Source organism: Sphingomonas sp. 1185 (assembly GCF_040544655.1).
Classification (GTDB): Bacteria; Pseudomonadota; Alphaproteobacteria; order Sphingomonadales; family Sphingomonadaceae; genus Sphingomonas.
In genome coordinates this window covers 76010-90777 of the sequence record NZ_JBEPKL010000007.1, presented here as the reverse complement: position 1 = coordinate 90777, position 14768 = coordinate 76010, and the positions used below count along the sequence as shown (strand labels likewise).

At 68.6% G+C, this 14768-nt stretch carries 16 protein-coding genes; all 16 read left to right on the top strand.

What is annotated here, in order from left to right:
• The 16 genes from fliF to ABIC44_RS07465 all read left to right on the top strand — a co-directional run bounded on the left by fliF (position 1) and on the right by ABIC44_RS07465 (position 14540).
• The gene (fliF, locus tag ABIC44_RS07540) at positions 1 to 1824 is read left to right on the top strand and encodes a flagellar basal-body MS-ring/collar protein FliF (RefSeq protein ID WP_354294640.1); all 1824 of its coding nucleotides are present in this window, start codon (positions 1 to 3) and stop codon (positions 1822 to 1824) included.
• Positions 1824 to 2837: a flagellar motor switch protein FliG gene (fliG, locus tag ABIC44_RS07535; RefSeq protein ID WP_309699813.1), complete on the top strand. Its 1014-nt coding sequence runs from the start codon at positions 1824 to 1826 to the stop codon at positions 2835 to 2837. Before fliF ends, fliG begins: the two co-directional genes overlap by 1 nt.
• Positions 2830 to 3633, top strand: coding sequence for a FliH/SctL family protein (locus ABIC44_RS07530; RefSeq protein ID WP_309691562.1), 804 nt, complete (start codon positions 2830 to 2832; stop codon positions 3631 to 3633). The genes fliG and ABIC44_RS07530 overlap by 8 nt, the downstream gene beginning before the upstream one ends.
• Entirely contained in the window at positions 3627 to 4964 is a 1338-nt protein-coding gene (locus tag ABIC44_RS07525) for a FliI/YscN family ATPase (protein WP_307102105.1), read from the top strand. Before ABIC44_RS07530 ends, ABIC44_RS07525 begins: the two co-directional genes overlap by 7 nt.
• Positions 4965 to 4985: 21 nt before the next feature.
• Positions 4986 to 5423: a hypothetical protein gene (locus ABIC44_RS07520; protein WP_307102103.1), complete on the top strand. Its 438-nt coding sequence runs from the start codon at positions 4986 to 4988 to the stop codon at positions 5421 to 5423.
• Between the two features lie 10 nt (positions 5424 to 5433).
• Positions 5434 to 6969, top strand: coding sequence for a flagellar hook-length control protein FliK (locus ABIC44_RS07515; RefSeq protein WP_354294637.1), 1536 nt, complete (start codon positions 5434 to 5436; stop codon positions 6967 to 6969).
• Positions 6970 to 6979: 10 nt separating this feature from the next.
• Entirely contained in the window at positions 6980 to 7663 is a 684-nt protein-coding gene (locus ABIC44_RS07510) for a flagellar basal body-associated FliL family protein (RefSeq protein ID WP_354294636.1), read from the top strand.
• A gap of 3 nt (positions 7664 to 7666) precedes the next feature.
• The gene (locus tag ABIC44_RS07505; protein ID WP_354294634.1) at positions 7667 to 8653 is read left to right on the top strand and encodes a flagellar motor switch protein FliM; all 987 of its coding nucleotides are present in this window, start codon (positions 7667 to 7669) and stop codon (positions 8651 to 8653) included.
• Positions 8650 to 8940, top strand: a complete 291-nt coding sequence (gene fliN, locus ABIC44_RS07500) for a flagellar motor switch protein FliN (RefSeq protein WP_007406148.1) — start codon at positions 8650 to 8652, stop codon at positions 8938 to 8940. The genes ABIC44_RS07505 and fliN overlap by 4 nt, the downstream gene beginning before the upstream one ends.
• A gap of 8 nt (positions 8941 to 8948) precedes the next feature.
• On the top strand, positions 8949 to 9305 hold the full coding sequence (locus ABIC44_RS07495; RefSeq protein WP_307102093.1) for a flagellar biosynthetic protein FliO: 357 nt from the start codon (positions 8949 to 8951) through the stop codon (positions 9303 to 9305).
• Positions 9302 to 10183 carry a flagellar type III secretion system pore protein FliP gene (fliP, locus tag ABIC44_RS07490; RefSeq protein WP_354294632.1) on the top strand — a complete coding sequence of 294 codons (882 nt, stop codon included), beginning with the start codon at positions 9302 to 9304 and terminating at the stop codon, positions 10181 to 10183. Before ABIC44_RS07495 ends, fliP begins: the two co-directional genes overlap by 4 nt.
• A 192-nt stretch (positions 10184 to 10375) precedes the next feature.
• The gene (gene fliQ, locus ABIC44_RS07485) at positions 10376 to 10645 is read left to right on the top strand and encodes a flagellar biosynthesis protein FliQ (RefSeq protein ID WP_307102089.1); all 270 of its coding nucleotides are present in this window, start codon (positions 10376 to 10378) and stop codon (positions 10643 to 10645) included.
• Positions 10646 to 10663: 18 nt separating this feature from the next.
• The gene (fliR, locus tag ABIC44_RS07480; protein ID WP_354294631.1) at positions 10664 to 11437 is read left to right on the top strand and encodes a flagellar biosynthetic protein FliR; all 774 of its coding nucleotides are present in this window, start codon (positions 10664 to 10666) and stop codon (positions 11435 to 11437) included.
• Positions 11437 to 12564, top strand: a complete 1128-nt coding sequence (gene flhB, locus ABIC44_RS07475) for a flagellar biosynthesis protein FlhB (RefSeq protein ID WP_307102086.1) — start codon at positions 11437 to 11439, stop codon at positions 12562 to 12564. Before fliR ends, flhB begins: the two co-directional genes overlap by 1 nt.
• Before the next feature lie 100 nt (positions 12565 to 12664).
• Positions 12665 to 14119 carry a flagellar filament capping protein FliD gene (gene fliD, locus ABIC44_RS07470; protein WP_354294630.1) on the top strand — a complete coding sequence of 485 codons (1455 nt, stop codon included), beginning with the start codon at positions 12665 to 12667 and terminating at the stop codon, positions 14117 to 14119.
• 1 nt (position 14120) lies between these two features.
• The gene (locus ABIC44_RS07465; RefSeq protein ID WP_307102081.1) at positions 14121 to 14540 is read left to right on the top strand and encodes a flagellar export chaperone FliS; all 420 of its coding nucleotides are present in this window, start codon (positions 14121 to 14123) and stop codon (positions 14538 to 14540) included.
• Positions 14541 to 14768: the final 228 nt, after the last annotated feature.

Below are 14768 nucleotides of genomic sequence, written 5' to 3'. Positions count from 1 at the left end.
ATGAGCACTGCCCTCACCCCCGCATCGACCAATCCCGCACCGGCCCTGCCGCCGCTGCCGGAAAAGTTCGCCAACCCGCTTCGCCAGATCAAGTCGGTGATGGCGCAGCCCGCCGTCCGCCGCTCCGCGCCGATGGCGCTGCTGATCGGGCTGATCGCGGCCGCCGCGCTCGCCTGGATGGCGCTGTCCAGCCCGACGCAGAAGACGCTGTTCGAGAATCTGTCGGACGCGGACAAGCAGGCGGTGACGACCGCGCTGTCGGCGGCGAACATCAAGAGCAGGATCAACGACGGCACCGGCGCGCTGACCGTCAACGAAGAGGATTATTCCCGGGCGCGGATGCTGCTGGCGGGCCAGGGGCTGCCGAAGCAGGCGCCCGGCGGCTATGCGATCCTCGACCAGTTGCCGATGGGCGTCAGCCGCGCGGTCGAGGGCGAACGGCTTCGCCAGGCGCGCGAGAGCGAGCTGGCCCGCTCGATCCAGGAGATCGATGCGGTGGCCGAGGCGCGTGTGCACCTCGCCACGCCCGACGCCTCGCCCTTCATCCGCGACAAATCCTCGCCCTCGGCCTCGGTGGTGCTCAAGCTGAATGCCGGGCGCTCGCTGTCGGAATCGCAGGTCCAGTCGATCGTCAACCTCGTCGCCTCGTCGGTGCCGGGCATGAAGCCCGAGGATGTGACCGTGGTCGACCAGATGGGCGGCCTGCTGTCCAAGAAGGGCGCCGACGGCGCGACCGGCGACGATCGCCGGATCGATTTCCAGCGCCGCATGGAAGAGAAATACCGCACCCAGCTGATCCAGCTGCTGACCCCGCTGGTCGGCGCGGGCAACTTCACCGCAGAGGTGCAGGCCGACGTCAATCTCGACGAGACCAGCGCCACGAGCGAGCGTTACGACAAGGACGGCGCGCTGCGGGCCGAAACCGGCAACTGGACCGGCAACCAGAAGGACCCGACCACCCCCGGCGGCATCCCCGGCGCGCTGTCCAACACGCCGCCGCCCGCCAGCACGCTGCAACAGCCTCAACCCGCGAACGGCGCGAGCGGCAACCCGCCCGCCGATGGCAAGCCGGTCGCCGGTGGCCCGGGCCTCAATCCGGAAAAGCAGTCCGACGCCTTCCAGCGCGCCTATGACCTGAACAAGGAGGTTTCGGTGACGCGGGCCACGCCGGGTTCGATCAAGCGGCTGACCGTCGCGGTCCTGCTGCGCGATCCCGCCACCGGCAAGCGCAGCCAGATGGAGATCAGCCAGATTTCCGACCTGGTGAAGTCGGCGGTCGGCTTCGACCAGCAGCGCAACGACAATGTCACCGTCATCAGCCGCAAGTTCGCCGACGCCAGCCTGGACGACAAGCGCGCCTGGTATGACAATAGCTGGCTGCCGATCGTCGCCCGCAACGCCACCGCGCTGGTCATCGCGCTGCTGGTCCTGCTGCTGGGCGTGCGTCCGCTGGTCAAGGCGATGACCCGCAAGAAGGCCGAGGCCGAGGCGGCCAAGGCGCTGCCCATGGGCGCCGCCGACGGCGCGGGCGCGGGCGAGGGTGTCGGCGAAGTGCTGATGGGCGCCGATGGCCAGCCGGTGATCGGCCCCAACGGCGAACCCGTGCGGATCGGTCCCAACGGCCAGCCGGTGTGGGTCGGCGCGGACGGCCAGCCCCTGCCCGGCATGATCGGCACGCAGCCGCCCGCCGTGACGCTCGACGAGATCGAGGACACGAACAATTTCAACGAGCGCATCACCAAGGTGCGCGGCTTCACCCGTGACAATCCGGCGCGCGCCGCGCTGGCCGTCCGCGACATGATCCGTTCGGAGGCGCAGCAATAATGGCCTCTGCCGAAGAAGGGCGCGTCTATTCGGGTGTCGAGCGCGCCGCGGTCCTGATGATGCTGGTGGGCGAGGAAGAAGCCGCCGCTATCCTCCAGAAGCTGGAGCCCGACGAGGTCCGCGAACTGGGCAAGGCGATGTATTCGATCGCCGATGTCAGCGAGCAGGATGTCGGCTTCGTTCTGGACGATTTCGTCGGCTGTGCCCGCGCCCGCGCCTCGATCGCGTTCCAGCCCAAGCCGATCGTCGAGAATCTGATGAACCGCGCGCTCGGCCCCGAACGCGCCGGCAGCGTGCTGTCGCGCATCGTGCCCACCGAGGCGCAGTGCGAGATCGAGATGCTCGGCTGGCTCGATCCCGTCGACATCGCCAAGATCGTCGAGAAGGAACATCCCCAGATCGGCGCGGTCCTGATCGCCAATTGCGATCCCGCCGTCGCGGGCAAGGTGCTGGAACTGCTTCCCGAGACGATGCAGCCCGACATCCTCCACCGCGTCGCGCGGCTGGGCCCGGTGACGCCGCAGGCGATCGACACGCTGAACGAGATCCTCAAGCGCTGGAGCGAGGGCAGTGGCGGCGGCCAGGGCCTGGCGCTCGGCGGTTCGCGCGAGGCGGCCAAGATCCTGTCGAGCGCGCGCAAGGCGACCGAGCAGCGGGTCATGCCCAAGCTCTTCAAGATCGACCGCGACGTCGCCAAGCAGATCGAGGAGGCGCTGTTCATCTTCGAGAACCTGCTCGACATGGACGACAAGAATCTGGGCACGCTCATCCGCAACGTCGACGGCGAAATCCTCACCCGCGCGCTCAAGGGCGCGGAAGAGGCCGCCCGCGAACGCTTCCTGGGTTGCATGTCGGCACGCGCGGCGGCGGGTATCCGCGACGAGATCGAGTCGCGCGGGCCGATGAAGCTGTCCGAGGTGCTCGAGGCGCAGAAGGCGATGATCACCGTCGCGCGCAATCTCGCCAAGGAAGGTACGATCATGATGGGCGGAGGCGAGGACGACTATGTCTGATTTCGTCGCGGGTTTCTCCGCACGCCAGAATGCCGCCGCGGCCGCGCTGCACCAGGCCTTCGCCCCGCCGGGCGGCTTCGCGCCGTCCAACATGGCGGGGCTGGGCATCGACCTGGGCTCGGGGCCGATCTCCTTCCGGCCGCAGGGACCGGCGGGCACGGGCGCGGGCCAGACCGGCGGCGCGCCCCGGCAGGCCGACGGGCAACCGCGCCACTTCCACCCCGCCAATCGCGACCAGGACCCGACCGAGGGCTGGGACCCGTTCGCGGCGTGCGAGGACGCGGCGGCCCCTGCAATCGATCCGATCACCGCCGCGCACGATGCCGGTCATGCCGAGGGCTATGCCGCCGGGCTGGCCGCCGCCGCCGCGCAGTTCCAGGCGCGGGCCGAGGCCGAGGCGCGCGACGGCCAGATGGTCGATGCGATCGCGCAGGCGCTGTCCTCGCGCGTCGACCGGTCGATGATGGCCGAACAGCTGCGCCAGACCGTCCTTGCCCTGGTCGGCAAGCTGGTGGGCGAGATCGGCGTCGATGCCGACCGGCTGACCGGCCGGATCGAGGCCGCGATCGACCTGCTGGCCGATGCGCAGGAAGCCGCGATGCTGCGCGTCCATCCGGACGATGTCGCGCTGCTCGAAGGCCGCCTGCCCCAGACCGTCTTCCCGGTCGGCGACCCCGCCGTGGAGCGCGGCGGCTTCGTCCTCGAAAGCGCGTCCACCATCGTCGAGGACGGCCCCTCGCTGTGGCTCGACCAGCTTTCCGCCGCGATCGACAAGGTGCCCGTTCCCCAATGCTGAACCGTTTCACCGCCGATTATCTCGATACGCTGGCCCAGGCCGACTTCGCGCCGCGTCCCGTGGTGGCGGGGCGGCTGGCCTCCTATGACGGGTTGCTGATGGAGGCGGTCGGCCTCTCGCTGCCGGTCGGTACGGTCTGCGCGATCGGCGAGAAGGGCGGATCGTGCGTCGAGGCCGAGGTGATCGGCTTCCGCAACGGCCGCACGCTGATGATGAATCTGGGCGGCCCCGCGCCGCTGCTCCCGCGCGCGCCGGTGCGCCCGCTCGGCCCTCCGGGCGAGGCGGAAGTAGGTGCGGCGATGCTCGGCCGCGTGGTCGACGGATCGGGCAAGCCGATCGACGGCCTGGGCCCCATTCGCGGCGCGGGCCGCTGGCCGCTGGCGGGCCGGATGCAGTCGCCGCTCGACCGGGGTCGCGTGCTGGAGCCGATGGATGTCGGCGTGCGCGCGATCAACGGCCTGCTGACCATCGGCCAGGGCCAGCGCGTCGGCATCATGGCGGGCTCGGGCGTCGGCAAGTCGGTGCTGCTGGGCATGATGGTCCGCGCCGCACGCGCCGACGTCATCGTCATCGGCCTGATCGGCGAGCGCAGCCGCGAGGTCGCCGACTTCCTGGAAACCAAGGTCGCCGGTGAAGCCCGCGCGCGCTCGGTGGTGGTCGCGGTGCCCGCCAACCATTCGCCGGTGCTGCGCATCCGCGGGGCCCTCCGCGCCACCGCCATTGCCGAGGCCTTCCGCGCCGAGGGCAAGAAGGTCCTCCTCATCATGGATTCGCTGACCCGCGTCGCGCATGCCGGTCGCGAGATCGGGCTGGCGCTGGGCGAACCCGCCTCGGCGCGCGGCTATCCGCCCTCGGCCATTGCGATGCTGCCCAATCTGATCGAGCGGGCGGGCGCCGATGCGCATGGGCCGGGATCGATCACCGCCATCTACACCGTGCTGGCGGACGGCGACGACGGCAACGACCCGGTGGTCGACTCGGCGCGCTCGATCCTGGACGGGCATATCGTGCTCAACCGCCATCTCGCCGAGCGCGGCGTCTATCCCGCGATCGACATCGGCCCCTCGGTCAGCCGCGTGATGACCGACATTGTCGGCAAGCCCCATGCCCAGGCCGCGCGGACGCTGCGTCGTCATCTGGCGACCTATGAGGAAAACCGCGATCTCGTCCTGATGGGCGCCTATCGCGCCGGCGCCGATCCCGCGATCGACGCCGCCATCGCCTGCCATCCGGCGGTGATGGAATATATCCGGCAGGACGCCGACGAGGTCGTGCCGCTCGATCATGCGGTCGAGGAACTGGTGGGCATTTTCGGCCAGCCGCTCGGCTGAGCCCGGTAAAGGGGGACATCCATGGCATCCCGGCAACAGACGATGCTGAACCGGCTCCACCGGGTCCGCACGCTGCAACTCAACCTGACGATGGCGGAGGAAGCGCGCGCGCAGGAACGCGTCGCCACCGAACAGCAACTCTCCCAGCGTATCGGCCAGCTGATCGAGGCGGTATCCCCCGCCCCGACCGCCAGCGCCTCGGCGGGGTCGCTGATGGCCAATGCGCATTTCCGCAACCGGCTGCTCGAATCGGCCGATGCCGCGACCATGCGCATCCAGGTCGCCGAACAGCGCGCCGCCCATGCGGGCGAACAGACCAAGGCCGCCAAGCGCGACCAGACGGCGGTCGAGAAGCTGCTCGACCGCGCGCGCCTCGCCGCGATCCGCGCCGAGATGCGCGCGCTGGAGGACATGCCGTCCAGCGGCGGCAACCGGCGCAATCGGCACGAACCTTGCTGACATGTCTGTCATGATGTCGCCCCTCGCCTCCGTCCCCGCTTCCGGCCCCTCCGCCGTCCGCTCGTCGCTGACGGCGGGCGCGGGCGATGCGATGAGCTCCGCCTTCGCGATGCTGTTCGCGCTGGTGCCCGGCATGGGCGGGGACGCCACGGCGGAGACGGGCCAGGCCGCGAAACAGGGCAAGGGCAAGACCGGCGGCGATACCGCCGGGAGCGGCAGCGAGACGGACAAGGACGGCAAGCCCTTGCCGAGCGACGCCACCCTCTTGCCGATGGCGGTGCCGCCGCTCCCGATCCTTCCGGTCGAGGAGACGACCGTGGCGGCACCGACCGATGCGGTACGCGCCTCGGCCGCCCCGATCACGACGCTGCTCGCCACCATGCCGGTTTCGCCGGAACAGGCGATGCCCGTGGCCACTTCCACCAGCGACGGCGCGGCACCCGCCGATGCGGTCGCGTCGAACGGTACGATAGGCCTGGCGAAGGTGCCCCGCTTCCCGTCCGAAGCCCTGCCGGTCGCTGCGGACATACCGGCACAGGCGATGGCTGCTGCCAGCGACGGGACGGTAACCGCCAATACGGTCGCGTCAAGCGACACGACAGGCTTGGCGAAGGCGCCCCGCTTCCCGTCCAGAGTCCTGCCGGTCGCTGCGGACATACCGGCACAGGCGATGGCCGCTCCCGGCGATGGGCAGGCCCTTGCGACCACGGCATCCGCGACACGGACCACCGCCCCCCTGCCCTCCGGTACGGGGTCCACCCTCCGCTCGACGGGGGAAGCGGTGTTGGCGACCCTGTCGACCGATTCGACCGTAACCCAAGCCACTCGGGAGCAGGGCCCGGCGCTACGCTCGGACGTGCCGGCGCGCTTTGCCGCCACGGCGCAGGCCGTGCCGCTTGCCCCGCCGCCGACCGCCGAAGCCTCCGCCGCGGTCCTGCAGACGGGCCAGACCGCGCCCGCCATCCAGCTGTTCGCCGGTGCCATGCGCGCGGCACAGGACGAACCCGAGGAGCGGTCCGGCCGCCGCAAGGATACAGGGCTGGGCGCCATCGACCCCGCGACGCTGGCCCGCGCCGATTCGCTGACCGCCGCGCCGGTCGCGGCGATGACGGGCGCCGAGCAGGCCCCGCTCGACATGACGCAAGGCCATTGGCCGCAGGGCATGATCGACCGGATCGAGCGGATGCGCGAGGACGCCGCCACCGCCGACACCCGGATCCAGCTGTCTCCCGACGCGCTGGGCGGCATCGCGGTCGCGCTGCGCCATGAGGACGGCGCGACTCATATCCACTTCACCGCCGACCAGGCGCAGACCGCGACGATGCTCGCCGATGCGCAGCCGACGCTCGCCCGGCTTGCCGAGGAAAAGGGCATGCGGCTGGGCCAGACGGCGGTCGATCTGGGCCAGTCGGGCGGCGGCGGCGGCGAGCGCCAGCCGCAGCGCCAGCCCGAACCCGTTCTGCCCACCCGCCCGGCGCTTGCCGGGGGGACGGCCTCCAGCGACGCCGGGGATGCCCCCGCCGACGCCACCACCCGAATCGCCTGAGGATCGAGACATGAGCGACGCCAAGGAAACCGAAGAGAAGGCACCCAAGAAGAAGGGCAAGCTGGGCAAGATCATCGTGATGGTGGTCGGCGTGCTCGTCCTGCTGGGCGGGGGCGTCGGCGCGGGGCTCTATGCCGCCAATTCGGGCCTGATCGGCGGCGGCCATGCCAAGGAAGAGGACCATGGCGCAGCCGAGGCCGAGGCCAACCACCCCGGCCCCAAGCTGGTGCCCAAGTCCGAGCAGAAGCGCGCGGGTGAAGGCGGCGAGGGCGAAGGTGGCGAGGGCGGCGGCCATGGCGGCGGCGAGGGCGGCGAAGGCGGCGAGGCCAAGGAGCATGTCGGCATGGCGACCCCGGTCGGCGACGGCGGCGAACGCTATGCGTCCAACTATTACGAGATGCCCAAGGACTTCACCTCGAACCTGCGCGACTCGGTGCATGTCATCCAGGTCGGGCTGGCGGTGTCGACCCCCTATGACGACACGGTCATCAACAATCTGAAGACCAACGACCTGGCGGTCCGCTCGGCGATCCTGATGGCGCTGGGCGATGCCAATGAGGAACAGGTGTTCAGCAGCGAGGGCAAGCGCCAGCTGCAACGCAAGCTGGTCGACGCGATCAACGAGATTCTTCGGCAAAAGGAGGGATTCGGGGGTATCGCTAACGTCTACTTTACCAATTTCGTTGTTCAGTGAGGCATGGTTAACGCCCCCGCCCAGGCCGACGAACGCGAGCGTCTTCGTCCCCAAAGCGCCGATCACGGCGTGCTGGGGACGACGAAGCTCAATCCGTTCGGCGACCTGCACACGATGCAGCATCTGTCCGCGCGCCTCGCGCGGTCGCTGCGGGGGCTGTTCGAATCGCTTCTTCGCGAAGAGCTGCGCTGCTGGGCCGAGCCTTTGGTCGTCCAGCGTTTTTCCGACTATCGCGCCGAGCGCGGCGACGGCCTGAGCGCGTGGTTGCCGATGGCGATGGTGTCGGTCGGCGGCCCGCCGATCCAGGACAATGCCCATGCGCTGTGCGTGCTGGAGGGCGGGTTCAGCCTGTCGCTGATCGACCTGCTGTTCGGCGGGAACGGCACCGCGCCCGACACGCTGCCCGGCGAGTTCTCGCCCGCCGCCGACGCGATGATCCGTCGCCTGGGCGGCATGATGGCCGAGCCGCTGCGCCGCGCCTGGGAATCGCTCGCCCGGATCGAGTTCACCGCGGGCCCGCCCGAATCCTCGCCCGCGATGCTGCCGGGCCTGGAGGGCGAGGATGCGATGATCGTCACCCGCTTCGGCATTGCGGGGCATAACCGCCGCCCGACCATGCTCGACATCCTCTATCCGGTCGCCGCCCTGAAGCCGCACGGCTCGGCGCTGACCGGCAAGGTCGTCGACAAGCAGGCCGAGGCCGATCCGACCTGGCGCGGCGACCTGACCCGCGCGGTGATGACGGTGCGTTTCCCGGTCCGCTCGGTGCTGGCCGAACCCGTCGTCTCGCTCAGCCGCCTGATGGAGCTGAAGATCGGCGACGTGATCCCGATCAGCTTCGGCCCCGAAGTGCCGGTGATGGTCGGCGGCGACCTGCTCGGCATGGGCACGGTCGGCACCGCCAATGGTCGCGCCGCCGTCCAGCTCACCTCGCTTGCCCGCTCGGACGAAGGTCTGGCGCAGAATTTTCACGAAGGACCCGTAGAATGAACGATATGGCCGGGGGATTCCCCGTCGACACGTCGGTCGCCGCCAATTTCCGGCTGCTCCAGGATGTCGATGTCAAGCTGACCGTCGAGATCGGCTCGACCCAGCTGTCGCTCCGCGAGCTGCTGGCGCTGTCCGAATCGAGCGTGATCGAGCTGGACCGCCAGGCCAACGAACTGCTCGACGTGCTGGTCAACGGCACGCTGATCGGGCGTGGCGAGGTTGTGACGGTCGGCGACCGTTTCGGCGTGCGCATGACCGAGCTGGTCAACCCCGACAAGCGCGGCTGACCCCCGCCATGCTCTGGTCCTACATCCTGAAGCTCGCCGTCCTGCTGCCGCTGATCTGCGGGCTGATGATCGGGTGCCTGTATCTGTGGCGGCGGCTGGAAAGCCGGATGCCGGGCCGTCCCGCGACGCGGCTGATCCATGTCCGCGAGACGATGATGATCTCGCCCGGCCTGCGGCTGGCGGTCATCGAGTTCGAGGGGCGCAACCTGCTCGTCTCGGTCGGGCGCGGCGGCGTCCAGCTGGTCGACAAGGTGGAGGGCAAGGGCCAGGCCCCGATCGCCCCCGCGCCCGTGCCGCCCACCCCCCCGCGCCGCGGCGACTTCGTCTCGCGCTTCGCACCCAAGCCGACATCGTTCGACCAATGAGCATTTCCGTCACCCGTCGCGGCACCGGCCCCGCGCTGATCCGCGCCCATAGCCAGGGTGCGCCGCGCCGCAGCCTGAAGCCGCTGTGGATCCTGCTCGCGCTGCTGCTGGCGCTGGTCATCGCCATGCCCGCCTTCGCCCAGGCCGCACCCGGCGCAGCCCCGGCCGCCGCCCCCGCACCGGGTGTCGGCGACGCGGTCGACCGCGCGCTGGGCCAGCTGGGCGGCGGGGCCAATGGCGGTTCGGGCTCGCTGAGCCTGTCGCTCCAGGTCCTGATCATCATGGGCCTGCTGACGATCCTGCCGGGCATCATCCTGATGATGACCAGCTTCACCCGGATCGTCATCGTGCTCGCCATCCTGCGCCAGGCGCTGGGCCTGCAACAGACCCCGCCCAACCAGGTGCTGATCGGCCTGTCGGTGTTCCTGTCGCTGTTCATCATGGCGCCGACCATCAGCCAGATCAACGCGAACGCGATCCAGCCCTATGCCGAGGGTCGCCTGCCCGGCACCGAGATGATCAAGACCGCCGGCGCCCCGCTCCACGCCTTCATGGCCAAGCAGACGCGGGTGAAGGACGTCACGATGTTCGCCGAAATGGCCAAGTCGGGCCCCTATGCCAGCCCCAACGACATTCCCTATGCCGTGCTGCTGCCCGCCTTCGTCACCTCGGAGCTGAAGACCGCGTTCCAGATCGGCTTTCTCATTTTCCTGCCCTTCATCGTCATCGATCTGGTGGTCGCCACCGTGCTGATGGCGCTGGGCATGATGATGCTGTCGCCCTCGATCATCTCGCTGCCGTTCAAGCTGCTGCTGTTCGTGCTGGTCGACGGATGGGCGCTGACCATGGGCAGTCTGGCGAACAGTTTCGCGACTTGAAGGGTGGGGCGTGGGCTTCGACTTCGCTCAGCCTGAACGGCTGTAGGGAAGAGCCCCCTCCCCTCATCGGCTCAGCCTGAACGGCCGTAGCGGAAGGCCTTCGTTAACCATTTTCGGACCATAACCCCGTTCAGCCTGAGCGAAGTCGAAGGCCATGGGAAACCCTGACCCACACGGGACAAAGACCGCATCATGGACGCCCAATATTTCCTGACGCTGGCCAACCAGACCATGTGGGTGCTGGCGCTCGCCGCCGCGCCGATCCTGCTGCCCGTGCTCGTCTCGGGTCTGGTGATCGGCATGATCCAGGCCGCGACCTCGATCAACGAGCAGACGCTGTCCTTCGTCCCGAAGCTGATCGTCGTCGCCGTCTCGATCCTGATCTTCGGCAGCCTGATCGTCGGGCTGCTCAGCGACTTCACCGTCAGCATGTTCGAGCGCATCCCGGACTTGGTTAAGTGAAGGTCCGGGTAAAGTAACATGCTGGGCTTCGGCCTCTCGATCGAGCCGCAGGCCTGGGCGATCCTGTTCCTGATGATCCGCATCGGGGCGGCGTTCATCACCGCGCCCGTATTCGGTGCGGTGTCGATCCCCCTGCCCGTCCGGATCAGCCTGGCCGGGGCCATCGCCTTCCTCGTCAATTCGGTCCATCCGGTGGTGCCGCCGCCGGTCATCTTCTCGGTCCCCACCATCCTGTCGGTCGCGGCCGAGGCGATCGTAGGGCTGGCGCTGGGGCTGATCCTCCAGGTCGCCTTCACCGCGCCGCTGGTCGCCAGCGAGCTGATCGGCGGGTCGATGGGGATCAACTTCGCCGCGACCATCGATCCGCTCAACGGCCGTTCGACCCAGGCGCTGGGCCAGTTCTTCACCGTCATGCTGACCCTGTTGTTCCTGTCGGTCGACGGGCATCTGGTCCTCGTCGAGACGATCGTGAAAAGCTATGAGGCGCTGCCCCCCGGCCAGGCCTGGATGGCCCCGACGCAGTTCAAGGCGATCGCACTGTTCGGCGGCTATGCGTTCCTCGCCGGACTGCTGCTGGCGTTGCCGGTCGGGTTCCTGCTGCTCTGCCTGAACCTGGTGGTCGGCATGATGAGCCGCGCCGCGCCCGCGCTCAACCTCTTCTCGGTGGGCCTGCCCGCCGCGCTCGGCGTCGGCGTCATCGCCATCGCCGTCGCCTTCCCCGCCATGGGCGATTACATGCTCGTCATCATCCGCGAGGCGCTGTCCGCCACCGAAACATTGGTGATCGGCTGATGTCGGAGGGCGGCGAGAAAACAGAAGCCCCAACCCAAAAGCGTCGCGACAAAGCGCGCGACGACGGGCAGGTGCTGCGCAGCCGCGACCTGGCGGCGGCCCTGGTGATGATGGCGGGTATCGCCTGGCTGATGTTCGCGGGGCCCACCTTGCTCGGCGCGTGCAAGGCGGTGATGGCGACCAGTTTCCAGTTCACCCATGCCGATGTCGAGGATTTCGAGCCGTTCCGCCCGCTGATGGAGGCGGGATGGAAGCTGCTGCCCTCGCTCGCCTCGCTGTTCGCGGTCACGATCGTCGCGACCATCGCGTCGCAGGCGGGGCTGGGCTCGCTCCACTTCAACGCCAAGGCGCTGGCGCCCAAGCCGTCCAAGCTCAACCCCGCCTCGGGGCTGAAGCGCATCTTTGGGATGCAGGGCTGGACCGAGCTTGGCAAGTCGCTGCTCAAGGTCGTGCTGCTCGGCGCGATCGGCGGCGTGCTGTTGTGGCGCTCGTCGCGCACCACCATGGGGCTGGCCCAGTCCGACCTGAACAGCGCGATCGGGTCGCTGGGCGGCACCTTCACCACCATCCTGCTGGTGATGGGCATGGGGCTGGTCCTGATCGCGGGCTTCGACGTGCCGATCCAGATCTTCCAGCTGATGTCGAAGCTCAAGATGACCAAGCAGGAGGTCAAGGACGAGCATAAGGAAAGCGAAGGCAACCCCGAGGCCAAGGCGCATATCCGCGGCAAGCAGCGCGAGATGTCGCGCCGGGCGGTGCGCGCGGCGGTGCAGGAGGCGCATGTCATCCTGACCAACCCGACCCATTTCGCGGTCGCGCTGCGCTACGAGCGGGGCCAAGACGAGGTGCCGGTCGTCGTCGCCAAGGGTCGCGGCGCCACCGCGCTGGCGATCCGCGAGCTCGCCGCCGAGCTCGACACGCCGGTGCTGGAATATCCGCAGCTCGCCCGCGCGGTCTATTATACCAGCCGCGAGGGGCAGGAAGTGCGCGCCGATTTGTATCAGGCGATCGCGGTCGTCCTGGCCTTCGTCTTCGGGCTCAATGCGGGCGCGGGCGGCACCGCCCAGCCGCCGGTCGAAGTGCCGGAGGGCGCCCGCTTCGACGAGAACGGCGTGGCCCAGCCATGAGGGGCGAGGCCGTGATCGCCGCGCTCCATTCGCCGCATCCGCCTAAAGTTCGGACGCAGGCGGCCGTTAAGGATGTCGGGCGCGTGCCGAAGGATTGCCGATGACTGATGTTTCCGTGACCGCGTCGTCGACCAGTACGACGACCAGTACGACCGCCAGCACCACCAAGACGGCCGCCCAGGCGCTGTTCAACTCGCTGCAGACGGGATCGGGCATCGACCTGTCGTCGGTCGTCCCAGCGCTGATCGAGGCCCAGTTCGCCGCGAAGACGGCGGCGCTGAAGACCCAGTCGGACACGCTGACCTCGAAGATTTCGGACGTGTCCTCGATCAAGAGCAGCATCACCGATTTCGCCTCCGCCCTGGCCTCGCTGGCAAAGGGGGGGACGCTCGCGACGCAGGCGGTCAGTTCGGACCCCAACAGCCTGTCCGTCACCACCTCGGCGGGCGCCAAGCTGGCGGGCATGTCCAAGTCGATCACCATCAACGCGCTCGCGACCGCGCAGGTCTCCTCGACCAAATCCTCCTATTCCTCGACCGCCTCGCTGGGCACGGGAAGCCTGTCGATCAAGGTCGGGTCGAAGGATGCGATTTCGGTCACCATCAACAGCGCCGATTCGACCCCGGCGGCGCTCGCGGCCAAGATCAATGCCGCCAATACCGGCGTCAAAGCCGCCGTCATCACCGATTCGTCGGGCAACGCCTATCTGTCCTTCTCGGGCGCGACCGGCAAGGACAACAGCTTCACCATCACCGCGAGCGAAGGCGACACGGCCGGCCTGTCACGGCTGAACGTGGGCAACAATGCGAGCGGCACCTCCACCTCGTCGACCGCGGCCAATGCCAGCATCACGATGGACGGCGTCACCGTGGAACGCTCTTCGAACACCGTCAGCGATCTGGTCCAGGGCGTGACCATGACCCTGTCGGCGGTGACCAGCAAGGCGGTATCGCTGACCGGTTCGTCGCCGACCACCGCGCTCAGCAATGTCGTGTCCAACTTCGTGTCGACCTTCAACGACAATATGAAGGCGATCACCAAGGCGACCGATCCGATCACCGGCTCGCTGCGCGCCGACCCCGCCGCGCGTTCGCTGGCCCAGACCCTGCGGACCATCACCACGACCAAGCTGGTGCCCGGCGATTCGGCGGCGGGCGCCCCGCTGACCCTGGCCGATCTGGGCGTGAAGACCGAGAAGGACGGCACGCTGACCGTCGACCAGACCCGCCTGTCGCAGGCGCTCAGCAAATATCCCGACGTGGTCGAGAAGATGTTCCGGGCCAGCGACGACAATGTCATTGGCCTGTCGGCCCAGATGAACACGATCCAGATGTCGTCGACCAGCAGCATCTATGGCCTGACCGCCTCCTATAACAATCTGACCCAGCAGAAATCGGATACGGCCCTGGCGCAGACCAAGCTGGCGGACTCCCGCCAGACGGCCAGCGACGCGCTGACCGCGCGCTTCGCGCAGATGAACAGCCGAGTCACCGCCTATAAATCGGTGCAGAGTTTCATGGACCAGCAGGTGAAGATGTGGACGAAGGGCAATTGAGATGACGTACGCCTCCGCCCTTCTGACCGATCCTGCCGCCGTCTATCGCCAGATCGATGTGGTCGGCCGCACCGCCATGGCCGATGGCCCCGCGCTGGTCACGCTTCTCTACGAGGAACTGGTCGCCGCGCTCCGCTCCGCCGCCTGGGCGACCGAACATGGCCAGCTGGCGCGCAAGAGCGAGCGGGTGACGCGCGCCACCGCGATCCTGTTCGCGCTGGAGGCGGGACTCGATTTCGAGAATGGCGGCGAGATGTCGATCACCTTCGCCAAGCTCTATGGCGGCGCGCGCAAGCAGATCGTCGACGCCTCGCTGGGCCAGAACGCCCAGGTGTTCCGCAACGTCGCGGCCAGCATCGCCGACATTGCCGAGGCGTGGGAGACGGTGCGCAAGATGAACAACCCCAAGAAGGACAGCTGAGCCCCTTTCTCCAGTCCTACCGGCCCCCCTCCCTCCGTTCAGCCTGAGCGAAGTCGAAGGCCACGGGATGACAGGGGGTTCCTGGCAAAACGCGGGACATGCGCTTCGACTTCGCTCAGCGTGAACGGCCGTTGGGACCGTAAAGCGGTATGACCCAGGGCCGATCGACATTCAGCGACGCCTTTCCGTCCCTCGCCCCTCGTAGAGGGGAGAGGGTTGCGCAGACTT

Coding starts and splice junctions, on each gene's coding strand:
- fliF (WP_354294640.1), top strand. CDS start 1: ATGAGCACTGCCCTCACCCCCGCATCGACCAATCCCGCACCGGCCCTG.
- fliG (WP_309699813.1), top strand. CDS start 1,824: ATGGCCTCTGCCGAAGAAGGGCGCGTCTATTCGGGTGTCGAGCGCGCC.
- ABIC44_RS07530 (WP_309691562.1), top strand. CDS start 2,830: ATGTCTGATTTCGTCGCGGGTTTCTCCGCACGCCAGAATGCCGCCGCG.
- ABIC44_RS07525 (WP_307102105.1), top strand. CDS start 3,627: ATGCTGAACCGTTTCACCGCCGATTATCTCGATACGCTGGCCCAGGCC.
- ABIC44_RS07520 (WP_307102103.1), top strand. CDS start 4,986: ATGGCATCCCGGCAACAGACGATGCTGAACCGGCTCCACCGGGTCCGC.
- ABIC44_RS07515 (WP_354294637.1), top strand. CDS start 5,434: ATGATGTCGCCCCTCGCCTCCGTCCCCGCTTCCGGCCCCTCCGCCGTC.
- ABIC44_RS07510 (WP_354294636.1), top strand. CDS start 6,980: ATGAGCGACGCCAAGGAAACCGAAGAGAAGGCACCCAAGAAGAAGGGC.
- ABIC44_RS07505 (WP_354294634.1), top strand. CDS start 7,667: ATGGTTAACGCCCCCGCCCAGGCCGACGAACGCGAGCGTCTTCGTCCC.
- fliN (WP_007406148.1), top strand. CDS start 8,650: ATGAACGATATGGCCGGGGGATTCCCCGTCGACACGTCGGTCGCCGCC.
- ABIC44_RS07495 (WP_307102093.1), top strand. CDS start 8,949: ATGCTCTGGTCCTACATCCTGAAGCTCGCCGTCCTGCTGCCGCTGATC.
- fliP (WP_354294632.1), top strand. CDS start 9,302: ATGAGCATTTCCGTCACCCGTCGCGGCACCGGCCCCGCGCTGATCCGC.
- fliQ (WP_307102089.1), top strand. CDS start 10,376: ATGGACGCCCAATATTTCCTGACGCTGGCCAACCAGACCATGTGGGTG.
- fliR (WP_354294631.1), top strand. CDS start 10,664: ATGCTGGGCTTCGGCCTCTCGATCGAGCCGCAGGCCTGGGCGATCCTG.
- flhB (WP_307102086.1), top strand. CDS start 11,437: ATGTCGGAGGGCGGCGAGAAAACAGAAGCCCCAACCCAAAAGCGTCGC.
- fliD (WP_354294630.1), top strand. CDS start 12,665: ATGACTGATGTTTCCGTGACCGCGTCGTCGACCAGTACGACGACCAGT.
- ABIC44_RS07465 (WP_307102081.1), top strand. CDS start 14,121: ATGACGTACGCCTCCGCCCTTCTGACCGATCCTGCCGCCGTCTATCGC.